This window comes from Roseateles sp., from assembly GCF_044373315.1.
In the GTDB taxonomy this organism is placed as follows: Bacteria; Pseudomonadota; Gammaproteobacteria; order Burkholderiales; family Burkholderiaceae_C; genus JACDQM01.
Genome location: NZ_JBILQK010000019.1, coordinates 1 through 19,307, shown reverse-complemented (window position 1 = coordinate 19,307; position 19,307 = coordinate 1). Strand labels below are relative to the sequence as shown.

Sequence of the window (19,307 nt, the reverse complement as noted above, 5' to 3'; positions counted from 1 at the left end):
CGCTTGACCCGGCGTGCACGCGCGCTTGCCGTTCTGTGCAGCAGGCATCGGGGCTTTCCCTGCTTCGGTGCAGGCGCGCTTGAGCCGCGAGGGCTGGCGGCATACGCTCGCGCCTTCAGCCGCCACACAGAGCGGCGCGTCAACAAGACACGAAGCCATTGGAGACAACGATGGGCATCAGCATCCGGCAGATGGACACCGAGCAGGTCGCGCCCGCCGAGCGGGGCGGCTTCTGGTCGGACTGGATCGGGCGCCTGTTCCTGGGCCTGCACAACGACAACTATGGCGACCGCGATTTCGACGGCCGTATGTGCAGCGTGCAGGCCGGTGACGTGCTGCTGACCCGGCTGGAGGCCAACCGCCACCGCGTCACCCGCTCGGCCGGCCTGGCGCGCGGCAGCAGCGGCGATGCGGGCTATCTGAAGATCGTCGCGCCTTATGTGGGCTGCGCCGGCGTCGAGCAGAAGGGCCGCGAGGCCTGGGTCACGCCCGACCAATGGAGCGTCTACGACACCACCGACGCCTACGCGGTGGCCAACCCGGTGCGGGTCGAGCACCTGATCGTGATGCTGCCCAAGTCCAGCCTGGCCGAGCGCGGTCTGGCGCTCGACCCATTGATGGCGCGTCGCCTGGGCGGCAGCGGCGGCGTGGCGCGGCTGGCGCTGGAGACCATGCGCAGCGCCTACCGCGAGTTGCCGACGATGAACGAGCCGGCTGCACGCGCGGTGGGCGATGCGATCACGCAGTTCGTGCACCTTGCGATGCTGGATCTGGCCGGCGTGGCCACCGCGCAGAGCCAGCGCGAGGCGCTGCGCGAACGCATCAAGCAGCAGGTGGGTCAGCGCCTGGGCGACCCGGCGCTGACGGTGGACAGTCTGGCGCAGGCACTGAACTGCAGCCGCCGCCAGCTCTACAACGCCTTTGCCGAGGAGGCCGACGGTGTGGCCGGCTACATCCTGCGCCGCCGCCTGGAAGCCTGCCGCGCCGTGCTGGCCGACCGCAGCCAGGATCACCGCTCGATCACCGACATCGCCTTCGGCCTGGGTTTCTCGAACATGGCGCATTTCAGCCGCGTCTTCCGCGCCCACCTGGGCATGCCGCCCAGCGACTTCAGGCGCAGCGCGCTGGCGTCCTGAGGCGGCGCTGACACCGTGGTGAGGCGGCAGCAGCGCCGGCTCATGTGATGATGCGGCCCCATGCGCATCACGCCCTCTCATTCCGCCGGCAGTAGCGCGGCGCTTGTGGCCATGCTGGCCGCCTGCACGCTGGCGCCGCTGATCGCCTTCAATCTCACGCCCAATGCCACGCTGTTCAACCAGTTGGCCGCGCTGGCCGGCTGGGGCGTGGTGCTGATGCTGATGCCAATCGGCACGGCGCAGCGCGGCCAGGGCGGCGGTGCCGGTGCGGCCCAGCTCGCCACGCTGCTCTTGCTGGCCGCGGCGCTGGCATCGCCGCTGTGGACCGGCCTGCCGCTGTCGCTGGCGCTGTGCAGCTCCGCGCTGCTGGCGGCGGCCTGCTGGGTGCTGTCCGCTGCCAGCCGGCTGCGGCCCGCTGATGCGCTGCCCTGGTGGGCGGCCTTCTGCTGGGCCTTGCTGGCCGTCGGCCTGGCCAGCGTGGTGATCAGCCTGATCCAGGTTTTCTTCCCGAACCTGGCGGACGGCACGCTGATCGCGCGCTCCGGCATCGTCGGCCGCGCGGTGGGCAATCTGCGCCAGCCCAACCACCTGTCCAGTTTGATGATGTGGGCCTGCGTGGCCGCGCTGTGGCTGGCCGAGTCCGGCCGGCTGCCGCGCCTGGGCGGCAGCCGGGTGGCGCTGCCGGCTCTGCTGTTCGTCTTCGTGTTTACCATCATCCTGAGCGCCTCGCGCACCGGCATGCTGGGCGTGCTGGTGCTGGCGGCCTGGGGTGCGCTGGACCGCAAGCTGTCGCGCGCGGCGCGTCTGGCGCTGCTGGCCACGCCGCTAATGCTGGCCGCCGCCTGGGGGCTGATGTGGGCCTGGGCGCATCTGGGCGCGCATGCCTTCGGCGCCGAATCGCGCTTGGTCGAAGGCGCCGGCTCGCCCTCGCGCATGGCCATCCTGCGCAACAGCTGGGCGCTGCTGATGGCGCATCCTTGGACGGGCGTGGGCTGGGGCGAGTTCAACCTCGCCTGGACGATGACGCCCTTCCCCGACCGGCCGATTGCGTTCTTCGACCACAGCCATAACCTGCCGATGCAGCTGCTGGTCGAGCTGGGCTGGCCGCTGGGCGTGCTGGTGCTGGGTCTGCTGTCGCTATCGCTGTGGCGGGTCTGGCGTGCCAGCGTGCGGGCACAGGGCGAGCCGGCGGTGCTGCTGCGCAGCGCCTTCATGCTGGTGCTGACGATCGGCCTGCACAGCCTGCTGGAGTACCCACTCTGGTATGCCTACTTCCTGCTGCCCACTGCCTTTGCGCTGGGCCTGGGGTTGGCGCCGCAGGCGGAGGCGGGTGCGGCCGCGCGGCGTGTCGGGCAGGCTCCGTCGGCGCCGCTGTGGCGTGCGGCCGGCCTGCTGCTGGCGGCGGGCAGCGTATTCGCGGCCTGGGACTATCTGCGCGTGGTTGAGATCTACTCGCCGCCCGCCAATGCCAAGCCGCTGACTCAGCGCATCGAGCGCGGCCAGCGCAGCCTGTTCTTCTCGACCCAGGCCGACTATGCGGCGGCCACAAGCTTCGGCCCGGGCACCGAGGCTCTGGCGGCCACCCGGCGCACGGCGCACAACCTGATCGATGTGCGGCTGATGATGAGCTGGGCGCAGTCGCTGCAGGCCAGCGGCGATGTGGACCGCGCGCGCCATGTGGCGCAGCGCCTGCGCGAGTTCCGGCCGACCGGCGCGGGCGCCGACTGGCTCAAGCTGTGTGATGCGGTGGATATGGCCGATGTGGCCAAGCCGCGCCCTCTGCAATGTGAGCCGCCGCAGCGCGTCTACCGTTGGCAGGAGATGCGCTGAAGCCGCGCAGGCATCGAGTTCGAGCGGCTCTTACTTGATCGGGCCGTCCAGCGTGCCCGGCGCGGCGCCGGCCCACAGGCGCTTCAGGCGTGCCAGCTCGACGTCGTAGAGCCTGTTGACGCGCACCAGCTCGGCCTTCTGGTTGTCGATCAGCACGCGCTGCGCCTCGGTGGCCGCATCGTTGGCATCCAGCTGCTGCTTGAGCTTGGCCGGCAGCGCCTTGCCCTTGTAGAACTCGGCCTCGTCGAGCAGGGGCTTGCGTTCCTTGGCGAGTTCCTCGATGCGGCGCTCGGAGATCTGCATCGACTTCTTCACATCGTCCAGCGCCGCGTCGCGTGCCAGCTGGTGCGCGGGCTCGTCGCGGAAGCGCATCATCAGGTTGCGGTCGCGCCGCACCGCGTCCTGCTGGGCGGCGCGTTCAGCGGCCAGCTTGCGCTGGCGCGCCTCATGGGCGGCGCGCTCCTCTGGGGACATGGCCGGCGGCACAACAGCACGCAGCGAGCCGTCCGGGTTCAGGATGCGCTGTTCGCGCTCGTTGCACTCGTGGATCAGGCGGTCCGAGGTCAGACGCCGACCGTCTGCCGTGGTGCAGGTGAAGATCGTGCCGCCGCTGGCTGCCCAGGCCGGGAGGCTGGCACTGGACGCGGCAGCCAGGCACAGGGCCTGGACCATGGGGCGGCAGATCTGAGCTCGCATCACACTCCGTAGCGTTCGCGATAGGCCTGCACGGCGGCCGAGTGGCTGGCGGCGGCGGGGTTGCTGGTGGTTTGCAGATACTGCAGCAAGTCGGCCAGCCCGGCAATCGAGACAACCGGCAAGCCCAGTTGCTGTGTGACGTACTGCACCGCCGACCAGGCCATGTCGACACCGCCTTCTGCGGCCTTTTCCTGACGGTCCAGCGCGATGGTCACGCCGCAGGGCGTGGCGCCAGCGGCGGTGATCATCGCGATCGACTCGCGCACCGAGGTGCCGGCGGAGATCACGTCGTCGATAATCAGCACGCGGCCGCGCACTGGCGCGCCGACCAGCGTGCCGCCTTCGCCGTGGTCCTTGGCTTCCTTGCGGTTGTAGGCGAAGGGCTTGTTGTGGCCCAGGCGCGCCAGCTCGATGGACAGCGCCGCGGCCAGGGTGATGCCCTTGTAGGCCGGGCCGAAGATCATGTCGAACTGCAGGCCCGAGGCCAGCAGGCGCTGCGCATAGAACTGCGCCAGCCGACCCAGCTTGGCGCCGTCGTCAAACAGGCCGGCGTTGAAGAAGTAGGGGCTGAGCCGTCCAGCCTTGGTCTTGAACTCGCCGAAACGCAGCACGCCCGCGTCGACCGCAAAGGCAACAAAGTCCTGGGCCAGGGGGTCGGGCGATACAGCGGTGTTCATGGGCGTCGGGCAGAAGCAGATCAGGGTGCGCCGCATTGTAGGCGGCGCACCCTGGGCCGTTTCCGGTCTGACCCAACCCTCTTTTGGGGGTCAGGTCTTGCGGGGCTGCAGCGGCCTTTCTTTAGAACAGCGCCTTGAACTGCACGCCGACGGTGCGGGGGTCGTTGATGAAGCCGGTCAGGTTGTTGAAGGCGATGGCGCCGTTGACCACCACCTTGTTGGTGATGTTGCGGCCAAAGCCGGCGACTTCGTACTTGCCGTTATTCCAGACATAGCCCACGCGCAGGCCGCCTTCAAGCAGCGACTTGCCGGTGAATTCCACCGAGGGCAGCAGGAAGAAGTTGATCTTGGAGCGGTAGGCCCAGTCGGTATAGACGTAGACCTCGCTGCCGTCGGCCAAGGGCATGCCGTAACGGGCCGTCACGTTGGCGATCCACTTCGGCGCGTTGGGCAGCGGGTTGCCATAGAGGCTATAGCGACCCTGTGCATCAGGCTTGCCAATCGGGATGGCGCCGCTGCCGGGGCGAACGTCGAACAGGTTGGGATCCTTGATCTTGGTGTCGTTGTAGCTGGCCGCCAGGGTCAACAGCAGGTTGTCAGTGGGCAGCAGGTCCAGGTTGATCTCGAAGCCCTGGCCGGTAGCCTTGCTGGCATTCAGCAGGGTGTTGGTGTTGCTGGTCGAACCCACGGCGGTCAGTTGCTGATCGGTGACCTTGTAGGAGAAGACATTCGCCGACAGGCGGGCACGGCGGTCCCAGAAGTCGGACTTCACACCGGCTTCATAGGAAGTGACGTTTTCCGGGCGTGCCTTGCTCAGAGGACCGAAGCCGTCTGCCGGGTAGATCGACGCGGCGCGGAAGCCGGTGGCGACGCGCGCATAGAGGTTGGTGCCCTTGCTCAGCGCGTAGGTGCCCGAGACATCCCAGCTCACCTTGTTGTCGTCGGTGCTGGCAGCGGTGCCATTGCCGGTGTTGACGGTGCCGGACAGCAGAGCCAGGTCTTTCTTGTCCTGCGTGTAGCGCAGGCCGGCGCGCATATTGAGCTGCGGGCTGAGCTGGTAGTTGACCGAGCCGAACAGCGCCCAGGCCTTGTTGGTCTGGCGGGTCACGACGGTCGAGCTGGCCGGCGGGGCGAGGTAGTCCACCTGCACCATGTCATAGCGCTCGTCGAACAGGTACAGGCCGCCCTGCCAGCGCAGCGGGCCGGTGGCTGTCGATTCGGCGCGCAGTTCCTGACTCAGCTGGCGGTGGCCCTTGAGGGCGTCCGAGGTCTCGACCGGGAAGAACACCTCACCTTCCTTGTCATAGGGCGGCAGCTTGAAGTTGCTGGGGATGACGCGCAGGATGTGGCCGCCGTCCACGTCGGCGCGGCTGAAGGGCTGCACGGTCTCGATGGCTGTGATCGAGTTCAGGTTGAAGCCGTTGAAGGCCCACTTCAGCTTGGCACTGCCGCCGGTCGCGTGCAGTGTCTGGGTGTTGAGGCCGTCGAAATAGACCTTGGCGGGGTCGAAACCAGCCACCAGCTCGCTGTTGCTGCCCGGCTTGATGATGCTGGAGCGGAACATGCGCGGCGAGCCCTTGAGTTCGCGGTTGTGCAGGTTGAACAGCGCGCTGAAGTCCTTGCTCGGCTCGTAGAGGGCCTGGAGGCGCACGGCGCGGTCGTTGTAGCCCTCGGTCTCCTTGGTCGCCGCGTTGGGCACCTGGTTCTTGACCCAGTCGTCGCGTTGCTGGACCTGAGCCGAAATGCGGGCGGCCCAGTCGCCGCCCATCGGCAGGTTGAAGGCGCCTTCCACATTGGCTGTGCCGTAGGTGCCGTAGGAGACGTTGAAATAACCCTCCTGCTTCTTGGACGGCTTGACCGACTCGAACTTGATGACACCGGCCGGCGTGTTGCGGCCGAACAGCGTGCCCTGCGGACCGGCGATCACTTCGACGTTCTTCAGGTCGAAGGCCGGAAAGCCCTTCAGGATGGGGTTCTCCTGCACAACGTCGTCATAGATCAGCGAGACGGGCTGCGAGGCGTTGAGGCGGAAATCGGTGTTGCCCAGCCCGCGGATGTAGGCGCGCGGGAAGGCGCGGCCAAACGACGATTCGATGTTCAGACTCGGCACGCGGCCGGACAGGAAGCGGATGTCCTGGCCGCTGGAGTTCAGCACATCGAGCTTCTCGCCACTGAGCGTGGAGACGGCGTTGGGCACGTCCTTGATGTTCTCGGCGCGGCGCTCGGAGGTGACGACCACGGTTTCCAGCTGGCTCTTGTCAGCAGGTTTGCTCTCCTGGGCCAAGGCCTGAGTGGCGGGCCAGGCGGACAGCGCCATGGCGATGGCCAGGGCGACGGTGTGCGGACGGGGACGGGCGGGGCTGGACGGGCTGGGCATGGGACGGCTCCTAATGTGAGGCGCAAAAGTGACTGCAAACAGGCAGCAAACGTTTGCTAGCCTGATGCTGAGAATCTAGCAATTGACGTGCCGGGCTGCTACCCCAAGCCCGGATGAGACGCCGGGTTGTTGCCTTGGCGCCTCTCGCACTTGCGGTTTCGGCAGCGCTGCGATACTGCGGCCCCGCCCTGCGAACCCTCTGAACCCAGCACCATGCGATTCATCACCGCCAATCTCAACGGCATCCGTTCCGCTGCCACCAAGGGTTTCTTCGACTGGCTGCCGACGCAGCAGGCCGATGTTCTGGGTGTGCAGGAGGTGAAGGCGCAGGACGAGCATGTGGACGGCGTGTTCTGCAGCCCGGCCGACCTGAAGGGCCATTTCCACTACGCGCAGAAGAAGGGCTATTCGGGCGTGGGGCTCTATACCCGCGAGACTCCCAGCGACATCATCACCGGCATCGGAGTGCAGGAGTTCGATGACGAGGGCCGCTATATCGAGAAGCGCTTCGACAAGCCGGGCCGCAAGCTCAGCTTGATCAGCTGCTACTTTCCCAGCGGCAGCAGCGGCCCCGAGCGCCAGGAGGCCAAATTCCGTTTTCTGGACGCGATGTTCCCGCACCTGATGGCGCTGAAGGCCGAGCGCGAGTTCATCCTCGTGGCTGACGTCAACATTGCCCACAAGGAAGCCGACCTGAAGAACTGGAAGGGCAACCTGAAGAACTCAGGCTTCCTGCCCGAGGAGCGCGCCTGGCTGGATCAGCTGTTCGGCTCTGAGCAGGGCGGCTTGGTGGATGTCTACCGCCAGCTGCACCCCGACACGACGGACGAGTGCTACACATGGTGGAGCAACCGCGGCCAGGCCTATGCCAAGAACGTGGGCTGGCGCCTCGACTATCACTTCGCCACCCCCAAGCTGGCCGCGCTGGCCAGCAGCGCTTCCATCTACAAGGCACAGAAGTTCAGCGACCACGCGCCGCTGACGGTGGACTACGACTTCAAGATTTGAGGGCGTGCCGCCACCTGGGCGGCGGCCTTCACTGACCGACGCTCAGCAGGCTCTCATCCCAGGCCGGGTGCCGGTCGAAGCCCAGCAGGTTGGCGGTGGTGGCCGCGATATTGGACAGGCCGGCCTTGGGCGTCTGCTGCAGGCCCAAGCTCAGGCCCGGGATGTTCTGATACAGGATCAGCGGCACCGGGTTGAGCGTATGGGCGGTCTTGGCCTTGAAGCTGCCGTCCTTGTTCTGCGAAGGCTGCTGGGTCTTCTTGTCCAGCTCATACATCTCATCGGCATTGCCGTGGTCGGCGGTGATCAGCGCCACGCCGCCGGCGGCGTCCACCGCCTTCAGCAGGCGGCCCAGGGCCAGGTCCACCGCCTCCACCGCCATCGTGGCGGCGCGGAAGTTGCCGGTGTGGCCGACCATGTCGCCATTGGCGAAGTTGCAGCGCAGCACCTTGAACTTGCCGCTCTGCAGCGCCGCGATCATCGCGTCGGTAATCTCGGCGGCCTTCATCCAGGGGCGCTCCTCGTAGGGCACCACATCGCTGGGCACTTCGAGGTAAGTCTCGCCGTCGAACTTGCCTGAGCGGTTGCCGTTCCAGAAGTAGGTCACATGGCCGAACTTCTGGGTTTCCGAGCAGGCGAACTGGGTGATGCCCATCTTGCTGAACCATTCGCCCGAGGTGTTCTTGATCGCGGGCGGCGCCACCAGAAAGCGCGCCGGCAGCTTCAGGTCGCCGTCGTACTGCAGCATGCCGGCGTAGGTGACCTTGGGCGTGCGCTGACGGTCGAACTTGTCGAAGGCGGCATTCTCGAAGGCGAGCGTGATCTCGAGGGCACGGTCGCCGCGGAAGTTGAACAGCACGACGGCATCGCCGTCTTCGATCGTGCCAATCGGCTGGCCGTTTTCAGCGATCACGAATTCCGGCAGGTCTTGATCGATCACACCCGGGTGCTGTTCACGCAGGCCCTGGATGGCGGCGGTGGCATTGGCGAACTGCTGGCCCTGGCCCAGCACATGGGTCTTCCAGCCCTTTTCCACCATCGGCCAGTTGGCGTCATAGCGGTCCATCGTGATGTTCTGGCGACCGCCGCCGGAGGCGATGCGCGCATCGAAGCCATCGACGCTCAGCTCGGCCAGGAGGGCCTCGAAGGGCACGACATAGTCCAGCGCACTGGTCTCCGGCACATCGCGGCCGTCGATCAGCGCATGCACGCGCACTGTCTTGACGCCTTCCTGCTTGGCGCGCAGCACCATGGCCTTGAGGTGGTCGATGTGGCTGTGCACATTGCCGTCGGACAGCAGGCCGATGAAATGGATGCGGCCGTTGCCCGCCTTGGCCGAGGCCACGATTTCCTGCCAGGCCTGGCCCTGCCAGAGCGCGCCCGAGGCGATCGAGTCGGCCACCAGTGCCGCGCCCTGGGCATAGACCTGCCCGGCGCCCAGCGCGTTGTGGCCCACCTCGGAGTTGCCCATATCGTCGTCCGAGGGCATGCCGACGGCGGTGCCATGGGCGCGCAGCTCGATGTTCGGGTACCGGGCGAACAGGCGATCCAGCGTCGGCTTGTTGGCGGCTGCAATGGCACTGCCCACGCCGGTCTTGGAAATGCCGTAGCCGTCCATGACGATCAGCACGACGGGGCCGATGGAGGCGGCGGTCTTGGAGAGGGCTTGTTGTGTTTGCAGCATGGGGGTCACTTGGGAAATGGAGTGAGCGCGCGTCGCAGCAGACGGCCCAAACGGCAAGCTCCGGCGTCATCAGACGCATCAGAACCCGCTGCGACAAGCGCGCTATTGTCCAAGATGGCGTGGACGGTGCCATCGCTGGGCTGAACCGCTGTGCTGGGCCCTCACAAGGTCTCGGCCAGCAGGTCGAACACCATTCGGATGCGGCGGGACGTGCGCAGTTCGCGGTGGGTGACCAGCCAGATCGGGAACTGAACCGGGGGAACGTCGTCGAGCACGCGGACCACATCGGGGCATTGGCTGGCAATCTCGTCCATCATGGCGCCAATGCCCAGGCCCTGGCGCACCATGGCCCAGCCAGTGCAGGAATTCTCGGCGTAGCAGCTGAAGGCCTGATCAGTGAGTGGCAGGCCATGGGCTTGCAGATAGCCGAGGTAGCGATCCTGGCGGTCGGCTCCGATGAAGCGAGCCGTCTTGGCCTCAGCGGCTGCGCGTGGGTGGCCGTTGCGGCGCACCCAGTCCTGCGAGGCATAGAAGCTCGCGGTGGTTTCGCGCAGCAGGCGGCCAATCAGCTCGGGCTCGCTCGGCCGCACATGGCGCACGGCAATGTCGGCTTCGCGTCGGCGCAAGTCGGACAGCTCGTTGGTGGTGACGATCTCGATCCGCAGTCCGGGCGCCTGCTCCAGCAAGGGGCGCAGCAGCGGGGGCAGCAGCCAGGCCGCCACCATGTCGCTGGCCGAGATGCTGACCACGCCATCAATGGCCTTGGAGTGGCCGTTGGCGGCAAGACTCAGCTCCTCCGCCGCAGCCCCCATGCTGCGTGCGTACTCCAGCAGCGCCAGGCCGGTCGCGGTGGGCTGCAGGGACCGGCCGATGCGCTCGAACAGGGCCACGCCCAGGTGCTGTTCGATGGCGGCGACCTGCCGACTCAGTGTCGGTTGCGAGAGGCCAAGCTGCCGCGCCGCGGCCGACATCGAGCCGGCGTCGGCGGCATGAAGAAAGGCACGAAGCTGATTCCAGTCGATTTGATCCATACAAAAACGTATTTGAAAGATTCAAAAACAACGCCAATGTGATCATTCTTGCATGGATAGCATCGGCATCAGCAAAGGGCCGGCGTTGCGCCGGCGCCAGCCGTCTTGTTCAACTTCGTCGCCGATTGCCACCATGCATCCACCCCATCCTCTTCCCAAGCCCCACCCTCGATCACTGCTGCGCCATGGGCTGGCGGCCGCACTGCTGGGGCTCTTGGCTTCGCTCGCCGCCTGCGGTGGTGGTGGCGGCAAGGACAGCGCAGGGCCTGACCCCGTCACGCAGACACTGTCGGTCAGCGTGAGCGGCACCGGTGCGGTGACCAGCTCCTCGGGCACCATCCAGTGCGGCAATGGCGGTACAGCCTGCAGCACCAACATCCCCACCAACACCGACATCACGCTCACCGCTACGCCGGCCGCCGGCCATGCATTGCAGGCCTGGGGCGGTGCGTGCAGCGGCAGCGCAGCCACTTGCACCGTGGGCATGAAGGAGGCGCGACAGGTGACGGCCAGTTTCGTGGCCGTGCCCACCCGTCACAAAGTGACCGTCAGCACCAGCGGGCTGGGCACGGTCACCTCGCAACCTGCGGGTATCTTGTGCGGCCGCACCTGCATTCTGGAGCTTGATGCCGGCACCCAAGTGGTGCTGACGGCGACGCCGGACGACGGCCAGCGGCTGGAGTCCTGGGGCGGTGCCTGCGCCGGCACCAGCGGCAACCGCTGCACGCTGACCATGAGCGAGGCACGCACGGTCAGTGCCAGCTTCGTCGCGCAGACGGCCAACCTGGCCTTGTCGCTGACGGTCAGCGGCCAGGGCACGGTGAACTCTCAGCCGGTGGGCCTCAGCTGCAGCGGGGGCAACAGCGGCAACTGCAGTGCCAGCTTTGCGCCCGGCACCCAGGTCGTGCTGAGCGCCGTGCCGGCCCAGGGGCAGGTGCTGCAGGCCTGGGGCGGTGCCTGCAGTGGCAGCGCCGGCAGCTGCACGGTCGGCATGAGCGAGGCACGCCAGGTCAGTGCGCAGTTCGTCGCGGCCAGCGCACCGGTGCGTGCCTGGGGCGCGGCTGCGCTGCTGGAGAACAGCAACGACTTCAACGTCGCCGATACCAACACCTTCGCAGACACGCTCGCCTTGACGGCCATCGACAGCGCCGGCAATGCACTGGTGCTGTGGGAGCAGTCGGACGGCACGCCGGGCGGCAGCACGCGCAAGGTGTTCTCGCGCCGCTATGTGGCCGAGCAGGGCTGGCAGGCGCCAGTGGTGGTGCCTGGCCTGAGCACGTCCAGCAGCTCGGTGGACCTCGTTACCGGTGTGCTGCTGATGGACGATGCCGGCAACGCCACCTGGATCCGCCACAACTTCGAGACGCGGCGCTTCAGCGCGACCGCCAGCTGGTCGGCCACGGCCTTCCTGCCAGCCAACAGCAGCGGCGGCACGCTCGGCGACGCGAAGATCGACGCCAGCGGCCAGGTGCACCTGCTAGGCGTCGGTGGCAATGTGCTTTACAGCCGGCTGGCGGCCGGCAGCAGCCAGTGGGCCGCCTGGACCAACATCAGCCAAACCAGCGAGACCACGCGCAGCCCCCATCTGGCGCTGAGCAGCGGTGGCACGATGATGGCCGTCTGGCGCGAGCGCAATGCGGGCGATGCTAATGACAGCATGAAGGCCGCGCGCTTCAGCGGCGGCAGCTGGCAGGCGCCGGTGCGCATCGAAGAGCTGTTCACGCCGGTTCGCGACAGCGCGCCCCGCGTGGTCATGGACGCGAACGGCAATGCCATGGCTGCCTGGCACCAGGCCAACTCGTTGTTCGTGAACCGGTTCAGCGCGGCCAGCAACAGCTGGGGCTCGGCGACCGAGATCGATGCCGGCCAGGTGGAGAGCACCTTCAACGCACGTATCCGGCTGGCCATGGCACCCGACGGCCGCGCGGTGCTGGCCTGGGACTCGGGCATCTTTGCCGTCAAGGCCCTGAGTGTCACGGCGGCCGGCGGGCTCGGCGCCCCCAGCCAGGTCAACAGCTACAGCGCTGGCCACTTCCTGGGCATCGACCGCGACGGCCGCGCCCTGCTGGTGTACCGCGCCCCGACGCAGTGGCCCAACCCGACCGACGCGACGCAGAACCTCTACGTCCGCGAATTGCCGGCGAGTGGCGTGTGGAGCGCGCAGGCGCTGCTGGAGACCGGCGCCGGCGAGGTCAAGGCTGGCGTGCCCTGCGCCATGAACGCGGCAGGTGCAGCTGTCTGCGCCTGGGCGCAGAACGACGTGGCCAACAGCACCGCGCGCAACAGCCTTTGGGTCAACCTGCGCCGCTGAACGCCGCTGGCGCGGCGCCGCCCTGACCGGCGCGCCGCGCCAGTCCCGGCTGCACGGCGATGCTCAGCTGGGGTCAGGCCAGGGTGAACACGCAGTGGCAGCCGTTCTGCCTGGCGCACAAGCTCGAGAAGCTTGCCCGGTGCGAGTGGCGAGGATGAGGGAAGTGCCTGGGCTTGGCACCAGCGCCCCTGGCGCACCCAATGCGGGTTCAGCCCGACTCAAGGAGCTTCAAAGACGCGCACAATGAGCGCTATTTACTCCATTCGTCCAAGTCACCTCGCAGCAGCCGCATGCACCCGGCCTGCGGCTACGCGGGTGACCTTTGGACAGGTTCTCATGAACATGCGCGTGGCTCTCTGTCCGCTGGTTGCTCTAGCCACTCTCGTACTCGGGGGCTGCGCTACGCCCTCTGCAACCACGTCTGCGGTTGAGCGTCTTCCTGAGGATATTTCTGAATCAGCGGAGTGGCGGGTCTTCGTTGGCATTGCGTCGCGATCGCGGTTCGAGCCGTTCTCAGTTCCGCTACTTGCTCAGGCATGTCAGAACGCCGTCGCCGCTCGTCCGCCGGAACTCTCTCTGGCAATGAAGTATGACGTCTGCATTGACGCCGCAGCCAGGACGCTAGAGCCCGGCAACTTCTATATCAACGATGTAGAAGCGAAGGCACTGATTGCTTCGCGTCCAAAGCCAGAGGCCCCGGTCGTCAAGCGCGTCCGCGCAGATGTGCTTCTTGTCTCCATTCAAACCTTTAGCCCAAGTGCGTATGCGGCAATAAGTTCGCAATTACGCGGACTCGCACTTGATCAACGCATTCGCAACGTCATCATTGACCTTCGCGGATGTGGTGGTGGCGTACTTCAGGACGTTGAAGAAACAGGCTCACTGTTCATGAATGGAGGACTGCTCGGTTACACACGCGGTAGCGCGGACACTCCATTGAGGGCAGTGGTTTCACCAGGACGGGAGCGCTCCATTCCCGCATGGTTGGCCGCAGACTTGCAGCAAGCCCGACTCGCGATCCTAGTAGATGGGAAGACCGCCTCCGGCGCAGAGTTATTCGCGCAGGGCCTACGTCTGAATCGCTCAGCAGATCTAATGGGATCTAGGACGGCAGGGACGGCAGCCAACTATGCACTCCAGAGGCTCACGCGCAAGGATCGAGTGCTCAAAATGTGGGTCGGGACTCTGCACGACACCCAGGATCGCACATGGGAAGGCATTGGCTTGGAAGTCGATGTTGGACTGGTCGCCTTGGGTGGTGAAGCGCCAAGTAATGGAATCGATGGCTGGGTCACGGCTGCAATGAAACACCTTGCGCCCTAAAGCCATGAGGCCCAACCAACGCGTGGTGTTGCAGTAGGGTTATCGAGTTCGCCAGCCCGCTGGTCTGACCTGTCAGTACTACCGTGCACGCCCGCCCGTCAAATGCTGCTTGCGTGTTTCATGTTGGGGCAAGCTCATGGCCGGTCAGTGTCCACTTGGGCACGTGGTGAGGATCAACTCGATCACCTCTTGTCATGACGCACCCAAAGATTCGTGCGTTCGTGCTGGCCAGCGCCACCACGGTCCTTCGCCAGCCAACGCGCTCCTTGAGTTGAACGAACCCAAGGCTGATTGAGTCCTTCGCTTGTGTGCCGTCATCAGGGCCAATTTGAGCCCCAGGATTGGCAGGGCACGCAAAGACACGTGGCCGCGCTTCTGGATGTCACCGCACCTGATCTAGCCGCTGGATGAGTTTAGGCTGGGGCCAGGCAGCCGAGGCGCTCGGGGGCGGTTTTAGCGCGCGCCAATCAGGCTGGCCACGCGCTCGTCGGTCAGGCGCATCGGCATTGACTGTGCCGACAGCAGGGCCACCACCGCATGCTCGTCGCGGGCGCTATCACGCATAAGTGGCGTCAGGCGCGGCTCGCCGGAGGCGTTGGTGAGCGTGGCCACCAGGGGGCGGTAGGCCTTCTCGCCGTTGCGCACCACCAGGCCCAGCTCGCCCGAGGCCAGGCGCACCAGGCTGCCGGGCGGGAAGATGCCGAAGGCCTTGATCAGCGCGGCCGCCAGGGGGCTGGAGTCGGCCATCTGGTGCAGCTCGCGACCGGCTTGCTGGGCGCTCATGGCGGGCCGGTTGGCCCGGGCGCTGAGCCGCGCCGTGTAGACATCGGCAAAGCGCAGCATCTCAGCCAGCTCGCCGACCTCGCTGCTGCCATTCGGGTAGCCCGAGCCATCGGGCAGTTCGTGGTGCGTCAGCACGGCGTCGAGCCAGAGCTCGTCGGTGATGCCCGCTTCACGCAGCATCTCCACGCCGCGGGTCGGGTGCTCGTTGATGGTCTCGCGCTGCTTGGCCGTCAGGGGCGAGACCTGGGTGGACAGCCTGGCCTGCAGGTCGACCATTGCCACATTCATCGACAAGGCGGCCTGAAAGGCGCGGCGCTGGTCGGCGGGCGACCAGCCGAGATAGCGTGCGGCCGCATGGCAAGCCGTGGCGGCATGGATGGAATGGTTGACGCCGTAATGGCCGTCGCCGGACTCGGGCTGGCGCACCACCTGGGACAGCGCCACATCAGGGGCCTGATCGATCAGCGAGAGCAGCAGGTCGGTGGAGCTGTGGAGCGCGGCGGCCATCTGCGCCGTCGGCGCGGTGAGTGCCTGTCTCACATCCTGGCTTGTGCGCAGCCAGTCAGAGGGCAGGCGGGCGAGGCGCTGCTCCGGGGTTTCGCGCTTGGTCGGCTGCTGCACCGCACCGGCCAGCTCCTCGATCTCGACCAGGGCGCCGCGCTGAAACAGCTCGTCCAGCTGGGCTTCGTCCATGATGATCTGGCCGCGCGCCAGCAGCAGCAGGCGGCTCGCATCGCGCACGCTGAAGGGCAGCGGCTCGCCGAGCACGATGCGATTCTTGACGGACGAGAGGGAGCAAAAGCGCATCAGGGCTGGGAAGGTCTACGGTTAGCCGGAACACTCTACATCGGTTCCCTGATGGCGCACTTGAGTCCGATCGTCGCAAATTCGGTGCCGACGCAACAACTGTGTCGACGATTGGGCGCCTCTCGCCCGGGCCCAGGGGAATCTGTTGCGGGTCTGTCGGGATCCGGCCTCGCAATGCGTTTGTGGGCATGCTGAAAAGTCCCCGTGATGAGCCCGCAGGGCGTAGGTCTTGCCAGCTGGGTCAAAATCGGACGAAATGCGGCAGGGGCCACGGCCCTGCCTATCCACCCCCACTTTCCCTCCGATCATCAACGCCACGGGTTTCTTCCATGCCTGCATACCGTTCCAAGACCACCACCGCCGGACGAAACATGGCCGGCGCCCGCGCGCTGTGGCGCGCCACGGGCATGAAGGATGACGACTTCAGCAAGCCCATCATTGCTGTCGTCAACTCCTTCACCCAGTTCGTGCCCGGCCATGTGCATCTGAAGGACCTGGGCCAGCTGGTGGCGCGCGAGATCGAGGCGGCCGGTGGCGTGGCCAAGGAATTCAACACCATCGCGGTGGATGACGGCATCGCGATGGGCCATGACGGCATGCTGTATTCGCTGCCCAGCCGCGATGTGATTGCCGACTCGGTCGAGTACATGGTCAATGCCCACTGCGCCGATGCGATGGTGTGCATCTCCAACTGCGACAAGATCACCCCGGGCATGCTGATGGCCGCGATGCGGCTGAACATTCCGGTGGTGTTCGTCTCTGGCGGCCCGATGGAAGCCGGCAAGGTGCGGCTGGCGGTGCCGGGCACGCAGACCGTGCAGATCAAGAAGCTCGACCTGGTCGATGCGATGGTGATGGCCGCCGACAGCAAGGTCAGCGATGCCGACCTGGCCGAGATCGAGCGCTCGGCCTGCCCCACCTGCGGCAGCTGCTCGGGCATGTTCACCGCCAACTCGATGAACTGCCTGACCGAGGCGCTGGGCCTGTCCCTGCCCGGCAATGGCACGGTGCTGGCCACGCATGGCGACCGTGAGCAGCTCTTCAAGCGCGCCGGCCACCTGGCCGTCGAGCTCTGCAAGCGCTACTACGAGCAGGAGGATGAGACCGTGCTGCCGCGTTCGATGGGGCTGAAGGCCTTCGAGAACGCGATCACGCTGGACATCGCGATGGGCGGCTCCACCAACACCATCCTGCACCTGCTGGCCATCGCGCAGGAGGCCGGTATCGACTTCACGATGAAGGACATCGACCGTGTCTCGCGTGTGGTGCCGCAGCTGTGCAAGGTGGCGCCCAATACCGACAAGTACCACATCGAGGACGTGCACCGCGCCGGCGGCATCATGGCCATCCTGGGTGAGCTGGACCGCGCCGGCAAGCTGCACACCGATGTGCCCACCGTGCACAGCAAGACCATGAAGGACGCGCTGGACCAGTGGGATATCGCCCGCGCGCCTAGCGAAGCGGTCCAGACCTTCTACATGGCTGGTCCGGGCGGCATTCCGACCCAGGTGGCCTTCAGCCAGAGCAGCCGCTGGCCTAGCCTCGACACCGATCGCGCCAAGGGCTGCATCCGGTCCCTGGAGCACGCTTACTCGCAGGAGGGCGGCCTGGCCGTGCTGTACGGCAATATTGCCCTGGACGGCTGCGTGGTGAAGACCGCCGGCGTTGATGACGAGCTGCTGGTGTTCGAAGGCCCGGCCCATGTGGTCGAGAGCCAGGACGAGGCCGTGGCCAACATCCTGGACGACAAGGTCAAGGCCGGCGATGTGGTGGTGGTGCGTTACGAAGGCCCCAAGGGCGGGCCCGGCATGCAGGAGATGCTCTACCCGACCAGCTACATCAAGAGCAAGGGCCTGGGCAAGGCCTGCGCGCTGCTGACTGACGGCCGCTTCTCGGGCGGCACCTCGGGCCTGTCGATCGGCCACTGCTCGCCCGAGGCGGCAGCCGGCGGCGCGATCGGCCTGGTGAAGAACGGCGACCGCGTCCGCATCGACATCCCGAACCGCAGCATCGATGTGCTGGTGTCCGACGACGAGCTGGCGCGTCGCCGCGCTGAGCAGAATGCCAAGGGTTGGAAGCCGGCGCTGCCGCGCCCGCGCAAGGTCTCGGCTGCGCTGAAGGCCTATGCCAAGCTGGTGATGTCGGCCGACAAGGGCGCCGTGCGCGACCTGTCGCAGCTGGAAGACTGAGCGGCAATCCCGCCGCTGACGCTGCCGGGACGCTTCAGCGCGCTGGGCTGTACAAGCTCTGGCGCGCTGCGGCGCAGGCCGGCGCTGCCGCAATCTGCGGCAGCGGCAGGCGGGTGTTCTCGGGGTCGGCCAGTGCCTCACGCAGCGCGGCTTCGTTGAGCAGGCAGGCCGACGGCGCCATGTCCAGCAGGGCCTGAAGCCGCTTGCGCGCCTCGCGGGGCGCCATCACGAGCCAGCTCAAGGGTTTGGCTTCAGCCACCACACCTGGCGTGTTGAAGCCGGGTCCGAGGCAGCCATCGCCGCCGGGCAGGAAGCTGGTGCAGAGACTGTCCTGCATCGGCCCGGTCGCCTGTCCTGGTGTGCTGTGGGCGGGTAGCGCGCCCAGCGCGGCGGCGGCACCCAGCAGCAATGGCAGCAGGTGCTCGCGGCGCTGGCGGCTTGATGTCTTGAACATGGCGTACTCCTCAGGCCCGCATCAAGGGTGTGGCGGGGGCGCGTGGGCTGGCATCGGCAACCAGTATCGCCCAGCCCGGCCAGGCGGCAGCGCATCGGGGATGGGTGCGCAGGGCCAGCGTTGCGCCAGGGCAGCCAGCAAATCCGACCGGGGCATGGCTGCGCCGTGCTCCTGCAGCAGGAGCGCCAGCCGGCGGCTCAGGACCGGCGCGGCCAGCGAGGTGCCGGCGCGCGCAGGCTCACAGGGATCGACGGCGGGCGCAAGCGCCTCGGTCGAAAGAAAGCTCACCGGCCCCAGCCAGTCCTGCAGCGTGCCGCGGCGCAAGGTGCCGGGTCCGCAGACATCGGGCCCGCGGCCATCGGCACCGCCGCCGGCACTGTGCGGCCACAGCGTGTAGCGCTGCAGCTCCGGCTCGTACTGATAGGCACCGACAACGATGGCCTGGCGGCAGCTGGCCAGCGTGCTCTGCGTGCCGGTCTCGGCGATCAGCTTGGCTGGCGTGGGCTCGGCAAAGCTCTTGGCCAGGCGCGCCGGTTGGCGGCCCAGGTCGGGCAGGTCGTCGCGCGCCACCCAGGCGCCGATCTGCAGCGGCCGCTGGCCGTGATTGCGCAGCGTGATGCGCCAGCGTCCCCACAGGCAGTCGCCGTCTTCGCCCGGCCGGGACGCCTTGCGCGCGCCGATGCCCAGCCAGGCGTGCAGGCGCGGGCTGGCGCCTGAGGGTCTGTCGGCCGTGCATAGCTGCAGCTGCGCCTGAGGCGTCGTGCCAGCCTGAGTTTGCAGCAGACGCGCAGCGTGGGAGTCAGCCGAGCGCAGCCGGGTTGTCGGGCCACCCGAGGGGCCGACCTCGATCTCCAGCGCGTTGTTGTCCGTAGCGTCCAGGCCATCGATCCAGAACTCGGCAAAGTTCGGGCTCGGATCGTCGTAGGGCATGCTGATCCACAGTGATTGCTCGCTCGCCGCACCGTCTTGGGCCGGCGGCAGCATGAACTTGGCATGGGCGCGCG

At 67.0% G+C, this 19,307-nt stretch carries 14 protein-coding genes; 6 read left to right on the top strand and 8 right to left on the bottom strand.

Annotated elements, in window-relative coordinates:
• The first annotated feature begins 170 nt into the window (after window positions 1-170).
• Complete coding sequence (locus ACIQ67_RS06865; protein WP_397533618.1) at window positions 171-1,136, top strand: helix-turn-helix domain-containing protein; 966 nt, start codon at window positions 171-173, stop codon at window positions 1,134-1,136.
• Between the two features lie 60 nt (window positions 1,137-1,196).
• The gene (locus ACIQ67_RS06860) at window positions 1,197-2,966 is read left to right on the top strand and encodes a Wzy polymerase domain-containing protein (protein WP_397533617.1); all 1,770 of its coding nucleotides are present in this window, start codon (window positions 1,197-1,199) and stop codon (window positions 2,964-2,966) included.
• Between the two features lie 30 nt (window positions 2,967-2,996).
• Here the strand turns inward: ACIQ67_RS06860 and ACIQ67_RS06855 are convergent, their stop codons facing one another.
• From ACIQ67_RS06855 to ACIQ67_RS06845, 3 genes are all read right to left on the bottom strand, one after another.
• Window positions 2,997-3,638, bottom strand: coding sequence for a hypothetical protein (locus tag ACIQ67_RS06855; protein WP_397533616.1), 642 nt, complete (start codon window positions 3,636-3,638; stop codon window positions 2,997-2,999).
• A 23-nt stretch (window positions 3,639-3,661) separates the two neighbouring features.
• Window positions 3,662-4,339, bottom strand: coding sequence for an orotate phosphoribosyltransferase (gene pyrE, locus ACIQ67_RS06850; protein ID WP_397533615.1), 678 nt, complete (start codon window positions 4,337-4,339; stop codon window positions 3,662-3,664).
• A gap of 121 nt (window positions 4,340-4,460) precedes the next feature.
• Window positions 4,461-6,716, bottom strand: coding sequence for a TonB-dependent receptor (locus ACIQ67_RS06845; RefSeq protein ID WP_397533614.1), 2,256 nt, complete (start codon window positions 6,714-6,716; stop codon window positions 4,461-4,463).
• 213 nt (window positions 6,717-6,929) lie between these two features.
• Here ACIQ67_RS06845 and ACIQ67_RS06840 point away from each other — a divergent pair, with 213 nt between their 5' ends.
• Complete coding sequence (locus ACIQ67_RS06840; protein WP_397533613.1) at window positions 6,930-7,724, top strand: exodeoxyribonuclease III; 795 nt, start codon at window positions 6,930-6,932, stop codon at window positions 7,722-7,724.
• 28 nt (window positions 7,725-7,752) lie between these two features.
• Here ACIQ67_RS06840 and gpmI read toward each other — a convergent pair whose 3' ends face one another.
• Both gpmI and ACIQ67_RS06830 read right to left on the bottom strand, forming a co-directional pair.
• On the bottom strand, window positions 7,753-9,405 hold the full coding sequence (gpmI, locus tag ACIQ67_RS06835; protein ID WP_397533612.1) for a 2,3-bisphosphoglycerate-independent phosphoglycerate mutase: 1,653 nt from the start codon (window positions 9,403-9,405) through the stop codon (window positions 7,753-7,755).
• 161 nt (window positions 9,406-9,566) lie between these two features.
• Window positions 9,567-10,436 carry a LysR family transcriptional regulator gene (locus tag ACIQ67_RS06830; RefSeq protein ID WP_397533611.1) on the bottom strand — a complete coding sequence of 290 codons (870 nt, stop codon included), beginning with the start codon at window positions 10,434-10,436 and terminating at the stop codon, window positions 9,567-9,569.
• Between the two features lie 133 nt (window positions 10,437-10,569).
• Here ACIQ67_RS06830 and ACIQ67_RS06825 point away from each other — a divergent pair, with 133 nt between their 5' ends.
• Window positions 10,570-12,747 carry a hypothetical protein gene (locus tag ACIQ67_RS06825; protein ID WP_397533610.1) on the top strand — a complete coding sequence of 726 codons (2,178 nt, stop codon included), beginning with the start codon at window positions 10,570-10,572 and terminating at the stop codon, window positions 12,745-12,747.
• 582 nt (window positions 12,748-13,329) lie between these two features.
• A complete protein-coding gene (locus ACIQ67_RS06820) occupies window positions 13,330-14,070 on the top strand; it encodes a S41 family peptidase (protein ID WP_397533609.1) in 741 nt (246 codons plus the stop codon).
• Window positions 14,071-14,523: 453 nt separating this feature from the next.
• On the opposite strand, the gene ACIQ67_RS06815 is transcribed toward ACIQ67_RS06820, so the two are convergent.
• Window positions 14,524-15,660: an HD-GYP domain-containing protein gene (locus ACIQ67_RS06815; protein ID WP_397533608.1), complete on the bottom strand. Its 1,137-nt coding sequence runs from the start codon at window positions 15,658-15,660 to the stop codon at window positions 14,524-14,526.
• Between the two features lie 329 nt (window positions 15,661-15,989).
• Here ACIQ67_RS06815 and ilvD point away from each other — a divergent pair, with 329 nt between their 5' ends.
• Window positions 15,990-17,849 carry a dihydroxy-acid dehydratase gene (ilvD, locus tag ACIQ67_RS06810; protein ID WP_397533607.1) on the top strand — a complete coding sequence of 620 codons (1,860 nt, stop codon included), beginning with the start codon at window positions 15,990-15,992 and terminating at the stop codon, window positions 17,847-17,849.
• Window positions 17,850-17,883: 34 nt separating this feature from the next.
• Here ilvD and ACIQ67_RS06805 read toward each other — a convergent pair whose 3' ends face one another.
• Together ACIQ67_RS06805 and ACIQ67_RS06800 are read right to left on the bottom strand one after the other, a co-directional pair.
• Window positions 17,884-18,303, bottom strand: coding sequence for a hypothetical protein (locus ACIQ67_RS06805; RefSeq protein WP_397533606.1), 420 nt, complete (start codon window positions 18,301-18,303; stop codon window positions 17,884-17,886).
• 21 nt (window positions 18,304-18,324) lie between these two features.
• Window positions 18,325-19,307: hypothetical protein (locus ACIQ67_RS06800; RefSeq protein WP_397533605.1), on the bottom strand; the 983-nt coding region annotated here is incomplete at its 5' end.